The sequence below is a fragment of the Roseospira navarrensis genome (assembly GCF_009601025.1).
In the GTDB taxonomy this organism is placed as follows: domain Bacteria; phylum Pseudomonadota; class Alphaproteobacteria; order Rhodospirillales; family Rhodospirillaceae; genus Rhodospira; species Rhodospira navarrensis.
Window position 1 is genome coordinate 80,575 of the sequence record NZ_WIVE01000007.1, and the last position, 11,195, is coordinate 91,769.

The 11,195-nt window shown below is 71.6% G+C and carries 11 protein-coding genes; 1 reads left to right on the forward strand and 10 read right to left on the reverse strand.

What is annotated here, in order from left to right; all coding sequences use genetic code 11:
* Positions 1-208: 208 nt before the first annotated feature.
* The 9 genes from GHC57_RS20205 to GHC57_RS04225 all read right to left on the reverse strand — a co-directional run bounded on the left by GHC57_RS20205 (position 209) and on the right by GHC57_RS04225 (position 7,482).
* Positions 209-1,924 carry a DUF4384 domain-containing protein gene (locus GHC57_RS20205; protein WP_153341492.1) on the reverse strand — a complete coding sequence of 572 codons (1,716 nt, stop codon included), beginning with the start codon at positions 1,922-1,924 and terminating at the stop codon, positions 209-211.
* Between the two features lie 29 nt (positions 1,925-1,953).
* Positions 1,954-2,358: an ExbD/TolR family protein gene (locus GHC57_RS04190; RefSeq protein WP_153341494.1), complete on the reverse strand. Its 405-nt coding sequence runs from the start codon at positions 2,356-2,358 to the stop codon at positions 1,954-1,956.
* Positions 2,358-2,786: an ExbD/TolR family protein gene (locus GHC57_RS04195; protein WP_153341496.1), complete on the reverse strand. Its 429-nt coding sequence runs from the start codon at positions 2,784-2,786 to the stop codon at positions 2,358-2,360. The genes GHC57_RS04190 and GHC57_RS04195 overlap by 1 nt, the downstream gene beginning before the upstream one ends.
* A gap of 4 nt (positions 2,787-2,790) precedes the next feature.
* Complete coding sequence (locus GHC57_RS04200) at positions 2,791-3,447, reverse strand: MotA/TolQ/ExbB proton channel family protein (protein ID WP_211369116.1); 657 nt, start codon at positions 3,445-3,447, stop codon at positions 2,791-2,793.
* Between the two features lie 168 nt (positions 3,448-3,615).
* Complete coding sequence (locus GHC57_RS04205; RefSeq protein ID WP_211369117.1) at positions 3,616-4,071, reverse strand: Tat pathway signal sequence domain protein; 456 nt, start codon at positions 4,069-4,071, stop codon at positions 3,616-3,618.
* A 118-nt stretch (positions 4,072-4,189) separates the two neighbouring features.
* Positions 4,190-4,882: a GNAT family N-acetyltransferase gene (locus tag GHC57_RS04210; RefSeq protein ID WP_153341498.1), complete on the reverse strand. Its 693-nt coding sequence runs from the start codon at positions 4,880-4,882 to the stop codon at positions 4,190-4,192.
* Positions 4,883-4,884: 2 nt separating this feature from the next.
* On the reverse strand, positions 4,885-5,808 hold the full coding sequence (gene ubiV / locus GHC57_RS04215; protein ID WP_153341500.1) for a ubiquinone anaerobic biosynthesis protein UbiV: 924 nt from the start codon (positions 5,806-5,808) through the stop codon (positions 4,885-4,887).
* Positions 5,809-5,825: 17 nt separating this feature from the next.
* The gene (gene ubiU, locus GHC57_RS04220; protein WP_246152122.1) at positions 5,826-6,809 is read right to left on the reverse strand and encodes a ubiquinone anaerobic biosynthesis protein UbiU; all 984 of its coding nucleotides are present in this window, start codon (positions 6,807-6,809) and stop codon (positions 5,826-5,828) included.
* 22 nt (positions 6,810-6,831) lie between these two features.
* Positions 6,832-7,482 carry an SCP2 sterol-binding domain-containing protein gene (locus GHC57_RS04225; RefSeq protein ID WP_153341502.1) on the reverse strand — a complete coding sequence of 217 codons (651 nt, stop codon included), beginning with the start codon at positions 7,480-7,482 and terminating at the stop codon, positions 6,832-6,834.
* A 172-nt stretch (positions 7,483-7,654) separates the two neighbouring features.
* Here GHC57_RS04225 and GHC57_RS04230 point away from each other — a divergent pair, with 172 nt between their 5' ends.
* Positions 7,655-8,155, forward strand: a complete 501-nt coding sequence (locus GHC57_RS04230; protein ID WP_153341504.1) for a tryptophan-rich sensory protein — start codon at positions 7,655-7,657, stop codon at positions 8,153-8,155.
* 253 nt (positions 8,156-8,408) lie between these two features.
* On the opposite strand, the gene GHC57_RS04235 is transcribed toward GHC57_RS04230, so the two are convergent.
* Positions 8,409-10,826 carry a penicillin acylase family protein gene (locus GHC57_RS04235; RefSeq protein WP_153341506.1) on the reverse strand — a complete coding sequence of 806 codons (2,418 nt, stop codon included), beginning with the start codon at positions 10,824-10,826 and terminating at the stop codon, positions 8,409-8,411.
* Between the last annotated feature and the right edge of the window lie 369 nt (positions 10,827-11,195).

The following is an 11,195-nucleotide window of genomic DNA, read 5'->3' on the forward strand; positions in this document are numbered from 1 at the left end:
GCGCCGGGCGCCGCACGGTCCGGCGGTCGCCCTTCGGTGTCGGTGTCAATGACGGATCGCAAGACCGCCGCGACCCCCCAGCCTAACTGACCTGCCGGGTCGGACCAATCCTCCGTGCGCTGCACTGCCGAAAGGCATAGACCCTGGGGCGGCGCCGGGGTCGCCCCCGCCCGGATCACGGCCGGGCCGGGGCGGGGCGGGCCGGGCCCTACCCGTCCGCCGGCAGGGTTTCCACGAACAGGTAGCCCCATTCGGCGCGGAAGTCCGGGTGGCGGGCGTGCATCGCGTCCAGACGGCGGCCCAGGCGCTCAAGGTAGGGGGCGGCCGGCTCCACGGTGGGCCGGTCGGGGGCGATCTCCAGCGGCCGCGAGGTGCCGAAGACCAGGACGACCTCCTGCCCGAAGGGCGGCGCGATGGTCAGGCGCGGCCCGCTGCCCACATCGGCCGGGTCGCCGAAGGTGAAGGTCCGCGCCGGGTCCTCGAAGCGATAGGGCGCCAGCGGCCCGGGCGTCAGGTGGATGACCTGGCCGCCGCTGTCGAAATAGTCCATGTGGATCCAGGCCGGAAAGTCCGGCGATTCCACGGTCAGCGTCAGGGTCTCGCCGTCGCGGAAGCGCCGGATGCCCGCATGGGCGGCCGCGCCGACGGTCAGCGGCGTGTCCGCCTGATCGGCCGACTGCGCCATGGGCAGGGCGTCCAGGCGGGCCAAAACGGCACACTGCGGTTCGGGCAGCAGCAGCACATCCGCCCGCACGCCGAAGGCCTCGCCGACGATGGCCGCGACCCGGGCCTGGATATCGGCCCGCACGGCGTCGTTGGGGACATGCCCGCGCACCGTCAGATCGCCGGTGCCGGGATCGAGCGAGGCCTCCAGCCGACTGCACGGAGCCGCCGCGAGCGTCCGTGTCAGGCGGTCGCGCACCGACGCGCCGCTGGCCGCGCGCACGGCCCCGGGGTAGGGGGCCAGAAAGGTCTGGATGGACGCCAGGGCCTGCGGGTCCAGGGCCTCGGCCCCGCCGATCTCCCACGACGATCCCGCCGCCGTCACGGATGCGAGCTGCGCGGGCGGCGTGGGCGTCACGGCCGCCGCCGGGGGCGCCCGCGCGGGAACCCGCCCAGCCAGGGCCGCCGCCGGGATGACGCCGGGAGTCCGGGCATCGGGGGCCTCGGACGCCGCCACGGCCACCGACGCGGCGCGGGCGGCCGCGGCGGGCCGCGCCGGCAGGGGTTCGGCCGCGACGGTGGGGGCGGATGCGGTCCTGCCCGCCAGGTCGGTGGCGACCGGGGCCGCCGCCGCCAGGGGCTGGCTCCCGGTATCCGCGGGCCTCGCGGACTCCACGGGCGGCGTGGTCGCCGCCACGACCCGCGCGTCCTCGCGGACGGGCGCCATCGGGACGGTGGCGGCGGGGGCCTCGCCCCCCAGCACCGTCGAGGCCGGCCGGGCCGGCATGGCCACCCGCGCGGGAGACGGGATCGCCGACATCGCCGGGCCTGCCGCCACAGAGGCGGGCGGGACCGGGCGCGCAGCCGGAACCAGGGCGGCGACCACCGCATCCGAGGGGTCCGCCGGCGTCACCGGCTCTCGGGACGGAGAGACCGACGCCACGCGCGCCGCGTCGGGTTGCGCGGCGTCCGCCCGTGTGCGCGGCACCGCCCCCGCCGTGAGGCGTTCGCCCCCGAGCGCTTCGGCCTCGGACCGCTGATGGGTGTCTTCGGCCGGCGCGGCCCGTCCCCGCTCCACCGTCTGGGTGGCGACGCGCAGGGCCGACGGAGGCTCGTCCGGCGCCTCGACCGGCGCGGGCGACACCAGCCCCATGACCAGACCGATCACGCCCCCATGCACGACGACCGACAGGATGAGCGCCACGACCCAGAGGATCGCCGCCCGCAGCGGGGTCGTGTCTGTCGCGCGCCCTGGAGCCATTTCCGACCGTCCCCGGCTGTATCCTCCCGTCACGGCGGTGTCGGTGTCACCACCAGCACCACCGGCGTCGCCCCGGTCTCCTCCAGGGCCGCGACCAACGCCAGCAGGTCGCGCACCGGCGCGTCGGCATGCACATTCAAGCGCAGGCGCTCCAGGTCGCCGGCCTCGACCCGGCCGCGCACCGCCGCCACCAGCGCCGCCCGCTCCGTCGGCTGGCCGTCCAGGGCCAGATCCGCCGCCGGACTCATGCTGACCGTCATCCCGCCGGCGGGCAGGGACTCCCCGGATGTGGCGATGGGCGGGATCACCTCGAACGGCGCGCTGGCGTCCAGCCGCCCCACCAGCAGGAAGAACACCAGCAGGAAGAACGTCACGTCGATCAGGGCGACGATGGTTTCCGCCGGCGCGCGGCGCGAGGAGCGGGACAGGCGCATCAGGGGCCGTCCAGGCGCAGCAGGTTGACGGCGCGAACCCCGGCCGCCTGGGCCACGTCCAGCACGCGGACCAGGGCCTGGGTGGTGGCCGCCCCGGCCGGCAGCACCAGCAGCCGGGCGCCCGGGTCCTCGGTCACCCGCGCCGCCAGGACTTCGCCCAGAGCCTCCGGCGTCAGGACGCGGCCCTGCCACACCAGCGCCCCGTCGGCGCGCACCCGAACGAGCATGGCCGCCCCGGCCGCATCACCCGCCGTTGCCCCGCGCGCGGGCGGCATGTCCTCTTCCGCCCGGTCGATCATGGGGATCATGTCCAGGTTCAGATACGTGGACGTGACCATGAAGAACACGAGCAGGATCAGCATGACGTCCACCAGGGGCGTCAGGGGGATCGCGCTGCCGCGCGGCGCCGTGCCTCGGGCCAGCCGCATGCCGCTAGTCCTTCTTCGAGGGCCCCGGGGGCTCCGCCGCTTCCGCCGTGTCCAGCAGGCCACCTACGTCGGCTTCCATGACGGCCGCGACCCGGTCCGTGCGCACCGCCATCAGGGTGCCGGCGACGGCGGCGGGGATCGCCACCGACAGGCCGGCGGCGGTGGTCAGCAGGGCCTGCCAGATGCCGCCCGCCAGGATGGAAGCATTGGCCGACCCGCCCGCGAGATCGAGCTGACGGAACGACTCGATCATGCCCAGCACCGTCCCCAGCAGCCCCAACAGCGGACTGACCATGGCGATGACATCCAGGGTGCGCAGATGGCGGCGCAGCCGGTCCAGTTCCGCATTGGCCACCCGCTCCACCGCCGGGCGGACGCGCGCCACCGCCTGCCCGGCGGCCAGCAGGTCCACGGCCGCGCGCATCACCCGGGTCGGCGGCGTGCGGCCGGGCTCCAGGGCGCGGCGCGCGGCGGTCTCATCCCCACGCGCCCAGGCATCGGCGGCGGCGGCCCGCGCCGCCTGTTCGCCCATCACGCCGGTGAGGTGCACGGCCTTGATGACAATGAGCGCCAGCCCATAGACGGACACGAAGAAGAGCAGAACCAGCACCGGCCCGCCCGCCTCCATTGCCCCCTGGGCGGTCTCGATCAGTCCCGTCATGGCGTGCCGGAGTCCTCTCGATCCAGGAAACGGGGGGAGCCACCAGATATGCCGGCAGTAAGACCCCGCTCCCCCACCCGGTCACCCCATAGGACACTGCCGTGGGGGGCCGGGTGGGGGAGCGGGCCGGCCACGGGCTTCAACGGCCATCGTCAGATGCCGTTGACCTCATGGAACCAGCGGAATGCCGGAACGCGACACCAGCCGCACCACCTCGAAGCAGTCCGACCGGGCGCCGGAGGCATCCGCGCAGGTGGCGATGTCGTGCAGGATGATTTCGCCGATGTCACCGCAGGCGATGTCCGGAATGTCGAACAGCTTGAGCGCCGAGCGCCCGGCCGGCAGCGGGGCCGCATCGATGGTCAGAAGCTGCGCGATCACCCCGTCCCGGTCCAGGATCGCCAGCGACAGCTCGAAGGCGTCCCAGGTGGTTCCGGTGTCGTTGCGGAACAGGAAGTAGCTCCGGCAGCCGCCCTCGACCGCCTCGGTCTTGTTCAGGTCGATCTCAAGGCCGGACCGGGTCGCCGGATCGTCCTGGGCATGGGACGGCCGGGGCGCCATGGCCGCTGTCCCGATCAGGGCCAGCGCGACCGCCACGACGGGCCAGCGCGAGGGGAACGTCATGGGACCTCCGGACAGCAGACGGAACGCAGGGCGGGCGTCTCCAGGGATCGCGAGGACCCCGATCATGCGTCGGAGCATACATCAAAAGACCGTCCGCTTCACCCTCCAGGCGACCCCGTCAGGCCGCCCGGCCGTCGGTGCGCAGGGCGGGCGGGCGCTCGGTCAGGGGGGCGAGCGGAATGGTCGGTCCGGTCTCGCGCGGCAGCAGCCCGGTCAGGCGCGGGTCGTCGGCCTCGGTCACGCGCTGTCCGGTCGCGACGAACCCGAAGCCCTCGTAGAACGCCACCGCCTTGGGGTGGTCGTGGGTGCAGGTGTCCAGCCGGATGCACGACGGCCCCATCGCCCAGGCGTCCGCCAGCGCATGGGCGAACAGCAGTCGGCCGCGACCGCCACCGATGGCCTCCGGGATCAGGCCGAAATACAGCACCTTGAAGCCGGCCGCCGGGTCGCGGCCGTCCATTTCGCAGAAGCCCAGCCGGGCGCCGTCGGCGGCACGCTCCAGGATGTGAATGACGATGCCCGGGTCGGCGAGATGGGCGATTTCCTCGGCTTCGGAGCGATACAGCCGGTCGCGCCACAGCCACGGAGCGCCCACCGCAAAGAACAGCGGGGCGAACGCTTCCCACGACAGCGTGCCCGCATGGCGCACCAAGCGCAGGTCGTCCGGAAGGGGCGGCGGCGGCCCGGCCGGCGGCGTGCGCCCCTCCATGTCGGTGACGGTCTCGCGCAGGCGGCCGGGTGGGATCGGCCGCGCGCGGGCCTCGTCGAGGGTCAGGGACAGCGCGGGAGTGGGGGTCAGGACAGGAGTCACGCCTACTCCGCCGCGATCCAGTCGGCCCCGGGGCCGCCATGCAGGAAGCCGTTGGAGACCATGCGGTCCTCCAGCAGATCCAGCAGCCGGTCCTCGGCCGCGATGGCGTCCACGGACCCGGCCAGCAGGTCGGCGTAGACCTGGCCCACGGCCACCATGTCCATATCGAGCGGCGAGACGCGCAGCACCGTGACACCGGCCTCGATCAGCTTGGGGATCTCGCTGACGATCAGGGTGACGGTAAACGCCTGGGTCTGCAGGCCGTTGACCACCATGAACGGGTCGCCGTCCAGGGTCTCCACCTCCAGGCCCTCGGGGTCCTGGTCGCAGATCAGGCGGCAGGTGTCCTTGGTCAGGCCGTTGGCGCGGGCGTGATAGCAGCGGGCCGAGATGGCCAGCGGCGCGCGCCCGAACACGGTCACGCCGCAGTCCACGCCCAGACGCCGCGCGACCCCGGCCAGCGCCACGATGTTGTCCATGGGCAGTTCCCACGGCAGCGTCACACAGGTCGCGCCGCGCTCGACCAGAGCGGTCAGGGTGCCTTCGTTGTAGACGTTGACCATGGGGCCGATGTGGTGCGGCTGCCCGGACAGCAGCGCGAGCGCGCCGACGTCGTTGGCCTCCACCAGCGCCCCCGCCTTGGCGGTCCGGGCGACCCCTTCCAGGGCCTCCACCTCGGGCTCGGTGACGGCCAGCCCGATGGTCGGACGGATCACGGTGCGCCCGGCGGCCTTCAGCGCCACCTCGGCCTCGGCCATGGCCTCGACCACGGGCGCGGTCTCGCGCTTGGCGCAGACGGTCTCGCCCAGCACGACCGAGTCATAGGGGCCCTGCTCGGCGATGGTCCTGTAGAAGTCCCGGCGGCGGTCGGCGGACCAGTGGTACAGCATCGGTCCGAGCTGGAGACGGGGAGCGGTCTGGGTCATCGGTCGGGCTCCCCTCATCAATGCCAGGTGCCGGAGTAGACGCCGGTGGTCGCCCCGCCGGCTTCCATGAACGCGCGCGAGGCGGACGGGTCGGTGACCTGCCCGGCGATGGCGGCCTTCAGATTCTTGACGACCTGGGCGACATAGGCCTTGCCGCGCTGGCGGCCTTCCACCTTCAGCGCCGTCACCCCGGCCTTGGCGAAGGCGGGCAACAGCGGCGTGGCATCCAGGCTGCACGGGTCCTCGAACAGGTGCATCTCGCGGCCATGCACGCGGTAGCGGCCCTTGCACGGCGTGGGATAGCCCGCCGCCTCGCCCGCCCCGAAGCGGTTGAGGGTGAAGCTGCCCAGACGCGAGGTCATGATCTCGCCCTGCTCCTCGTAGCGCACATGGCTGGCGGGCGAGCACGCGCCGTCCTTGTTGGGCGAAATGCCGGTGGCGTAGCCGGACATGGAGCACCGCCCCTCGGCCATCACGCACAGGCCGCCGAAGACGAACACCTCGGTTTCCACGTCGGGCACGGCGGCGGTCAGGGCGGCGATCTCCTCGACCGTCATGACGCGCGGCAGCACGACCCGGCGGATGTTGAAGGCATCGCGGTAGAACCGCACCGACGGCGCGTTGGACGCCGAGGCCTGCACCGACAGATGCAGCCGCAGGTCCGGATGCTTTTTGGTCGCGTAGCCGGCCAGCCCCATGTCGCACAGGATGACGGCGCCCGCCCCGGCCTCGGCGCAGATGTCCACGTTGCGCCGCCACAGCGAATCGTCGCCGGCATCGGGATAGGTGTTGATGGCGATCATCGGCCGCGCGCCGCGCCGCTTGCAGGTCTCGATCCCCTCCGCCAGTTCCTTCGGCGAGAAGTTCAGGCCCGGGAAGTTGCGGGCGTTGGTCCGGTCCCGGAACCCGAAGTAGACGGCATCGGCGCCGGCCTCGATGGCGGCATCCAGCGCGGCCGGGGTCCCGGCGGGACAGACCAGTTCCATGGGAACAGCATTCATGACGAGACCTCTCCGACTGGGGCTAACTCGCGCGACGGCGCTGCGTGCGCTGCATCTGGCTTTCCATCCGCGCCATGCGGGCCTCCTGGCGGGCCAGTTCGGTCCGCACCGGCGCCAGGATGGCGTCCTGCACCGTGGCCAGGTCGCGGCTGGCGGCGTCATGGATCCGCTGGCCGACCCGCATGGCATGGGGCAGCGCGGCCCCGAACGGCCAGGGCACGGCGCCCGTGATGTCGTCCACGCCCGCGCCGGCGTCCTCCAGCGCGTAGCGCAGAGCCATGACCAGACTGGTGTCGCCCTCGATATGCAGGGCGCGGGCGAAGAACGAGGCGTCGCCGTCCATGCCCTCCAGATCGAGCATGGCGGTCAGCGTTTCCAGAGGGGCCCGCACGGCGGCGACGGCGCCCATGGCCTCGCGGGTATCCGCCTCGATCAGGTCCAGGTCCAGCGCGCCGTCGTCGATGTCGATGGCCACGGCCACGGGGTGCCCGGTCGGCACGATGGCGAGCCGGCCCTTCAGGCCGGACAGGCGGTCGCCCAGGCGCGGCCCAAGGTCGCGGATCAGACCGTCCATGACCGGGCGGGCCGCGATGCGCAGCACCCCCAGCGGCACGGGCCGGAGGAGCAGGCCGACCAGCAGGCCGGGCGAGAAGGTGCGGACGGACTGGGACATGATTCACCTTGCGAACGGACACGCGAGGTCCGCAGTAATAATATGGTCTTACGGCCGGGGCAAGCCCGGGGCGGCGGCCCGTCGCATCCGGTTGCATCGCGAGCCTCGCGGCGCGGCCCGCAACGCGGTATAGAGGGCGGATTGGACCCCAGACAGACAGCGGAGCCGACCCGTGGACATCTCCTCCATCATTGCCCTGGCCGTGATCCTGGCGGCCAGCTTCGCCACCGCCATGACGGCCGCCGTGTCGCGACCGGGCCCCTGGTATGCGGCCCTGGACAAACCATGGTGGACACCGCCCAACTGGCTGTTCCCCATCGCCTGGTCGATCATGTATGCGCTGATGTCCGCGTCGGCGTTCCTGGTGTGGCGGTTCGCGCCGCCGGGCGAGGCGTTCGCCCCGCTGTCCGCCTATGCGATCCAGCTCGTGCTGAACGGCCTGTGGTCGCCCGTGTTCTTCCGCATGCAGTGGATGGGGCTGGCGTATCTGGTGGTTGTCGCCATGTGGGTCGCCATTCTGTACACTATCGTGCTGTTCTTCCAGATCAACTACTGGGCCGGCCTGATGATGCTGCCGTACCTGCTGTGGGTGACGGTGGCCAGCTTCCTGAACCTGTCGGTCTGGCGGATGAACCGGGGCCGCACCGTCCACGCGGACGGCACGACGGCGTGAGTGATGCGCATCGGCCATGAAACGGACCCATCCGTTTCATGGCCTCCGCCGCTTTGCGGCGCCGGCCCAGTCGGACCGGGTGGACCACGCCCCATGTCGGACGCGGCTCTCGGCCCCGTCCGCACCGTTTTTTTGGGGGACGGCCAGTCCGGTAGAGCGGGTTCGCGCCGAAGGCGCAACCCGCCGGAGGCGGTCCGCACTCGGCGGATTGCCCCGCTGAGCGGGGCGAAGCAGCCCGACGGGTGAACGCCCCTTACGGCGTCAGCGTCATCGTGCCACGGTCCGGTCCCAGGCCGATGGGCAGCAGAGTGCCGTCCCGCCACGCCGGGAACTGGTCGTCGTAGTGCGGCGACATCGGATTGCCCGACTGCCCGGTGGCGATGACGAAGCGCCCGCGCGCCGGCGGGGCGAGGTCCATGACCGCCCGAAGACCGGCCCCATGCCCGTGCGCGAACGGCGGCCTGCCGTCCAGGCCGGCGTGCCCGCCCCGGTTCAGGGTGAAGTCGCCGCCGTCGGTCGGGGCGGTCAGGCCGATCATGCGCCCCAGCCCTGGCAGCATCCCCAGCATGTCGTGCCGAATCCGCACCTGATGGAACTCACCCCACCGCGCCTGCAGCGGCGCGGCGTCGGTCTCTTCCTCGATCCAGGCCAGGGCCTCGTCCAGGGCGGCCGCCACCTGCGCCGGACAGGACTCGGGCGCGGCGGTGTCCACATCGTCGCACCAGCCGACGGCCTCGGTCAGCGCCAGCCGGATCGGCAGCGGCCGGGGCCGATCCGCCCAGGCGTCGAAGGCCGCCCCCAGCTCGTCCCGGAACAGGCGCTCCGTGACCATCCCGATCCAGGCCGCCAGCACCAGGGGCTCGGGCCGATCCGCAGCCATCTCGGGCGGGTCCCAGCCCTCCAGCCGGTCCAGGACCGCCCCCGCGTCCGGATGGGTGGGCGCCCCGGCCCGCGCCGCGAACACCAGCGCGGGCACCAGATCGGCCGCCATGCCGGAGACCGCGTCCATCTGCAGGGCCGCCATGTCCTCCATCGTCGCCCCGGTCATCCCCCCCAGCCGCGCCGCCAGCCGTTGGGCGCGGTAAGGCTCGGGGAACGAGACCGCCAGCGGGTGCGGCCGGTCCTCGGGATGCACCCGGTTGTTGGCGTTCAGCACCCGGCCCGACGGTGGATCCAACAACACCGGCAGGCTGTCGCGCGGCTGCCAGCCCCGCCAATCCATGGCGCCCGTGCTGCCCTCGGCGATCACCCGCCCGTCATGACCGGGCGCCCGCAGCGGGACCCGGCCGGGCACGGCCATGGCCACGCGCCCGCCGGCATCGGCGAGCATGATGTTCTGCTGCGGCGCGTCCCAGCGGTCGAGCGCCGCCAGCGCCGCATCCAGGTCGCGCGCCCGATTGAGGCGGTAGAGCGCATCCGGCGTGGTGTCCTCGGGATGCAGCCCGGCCGCCGCCATGGAGACCAGCACGTCGCCGTCCGCGTCCTCCCCGCCCGGTCCCAGCGCCGCGCGGAACCGCCCCTGGCTCAGGTCCGAGACGACGGGGCCGTGCACCGTCTCGCGCACGGTCAGCGTCCGGTCGCCGCCGAAGCGAACCCCGATGGTCTCGGTACGGGTCTCGAAGGGCACCGGGCCGTCCGGCCTTTCGTAAGTGTCCGGGTCCGCCCCCGGCGTCTCCCGGTACAGGTCCACGGTGTCCGAATGGGTGGTGGTGAAGCCCCAGGCCAGATGCTCGTTGTGACCGATCACGAGGAAGGGCACACCGGGGAAGGTGGCGCCCTCCAGGGTCAACTCAGGGGTCTCGATCCGGACCAGATACCAGCGGATGGGGATCTGGAAGCCCAGGTGGGGATCGCTGGCCAGCATGGCCCCACCGGAGGCCGTGTGCGCGGGTGCCAGCGCCCAGGCGTTCGAGGCCAGCGTGGGCCGCACGGCCGCCGGCGTGGCCTCGGCGAGGTCCCGCAGCAGCGCATCCGGCAGGCCCTGTCCGGTCGCCCCGGCGGTCGTCAGGGGCGCGGGATCGTCGGGCTCGGTGCGGACCAGGAAGGCCACCGCCTCGGCGTCCAGGCGGTTCAGCAGGCGGGTGTTGAGCAGTTCCTCATGCCAGTTGCCGGACAGTTGCAACGCCATGAACCGCTGCCAGTACATGGAGTCCTGGGGCGCCCAGGGCTCCGGATCGTGCACGATGATGCGGAACTCCCACGGCAGGCCGCCCGGCGGATCGGCGATGAAGGCGTTGACGCCGTCGGCATAGGCCCGGGCGGCGTCCCGCGTCCGAGGGTCCAGGGCTTCCCACTGGGCCTCGACCAGATGGTTCAGGCCGAGGGTCCGCATGAAGCGGTCGATGTCCACGGTCGGAAAGCCGAAGATTTCCGACAGCCGCCCCGCGCCCAGGCGACGCATGGACTCCATCTGCCACAGGCGGTCCTGGGCGTGGACGTAGCCCAGCGCCACGGTGGCGTCCCGCAAGGTCTCGGCCCGGATGACGGGAATGCCGAAGGCATCGCGGGTCACGGTCACCGGCGCTGACAGCCGGTCGCCCAGTGGAACCGTGCCCTCGGCCTCGGGCACGGTCCGCGCGACCGTCCAGACGCCGTAGCCGACGAACCCGGCGGCGGTCAGGACCAGCAGACCGATCAGCACCCCGACGATCAGGAATGTCCAACGAATCATTGCTTCGTTTCCACTCCAATAAAGAAAGGGCTAATCAGAACGATTATCTTGATTATCCTGAAAATCGTTTGACACAGTTCTATTAAACAATCGAGCCAATTGAAACAACATTCCAGCCACAGACAGTGCTGACATCATGCCATACAAAAAAAGAAGAAAACCGATATAAGATAGAGCAGTGTTTTTGACGGAAGAGCACAATACCGATATCATAAATGCTGCAGTCTGCATAATAAAAAAATGGTAGAAAATGGATACAGTTTTCATAAATATGGAACTAGGATCACCATTTAAGGCTTATCCCTTTGAGTCCGGGACCACATCATGTGGTGACAGGTGGCCTGAAACGGCGTAGAACATAACGTGAAC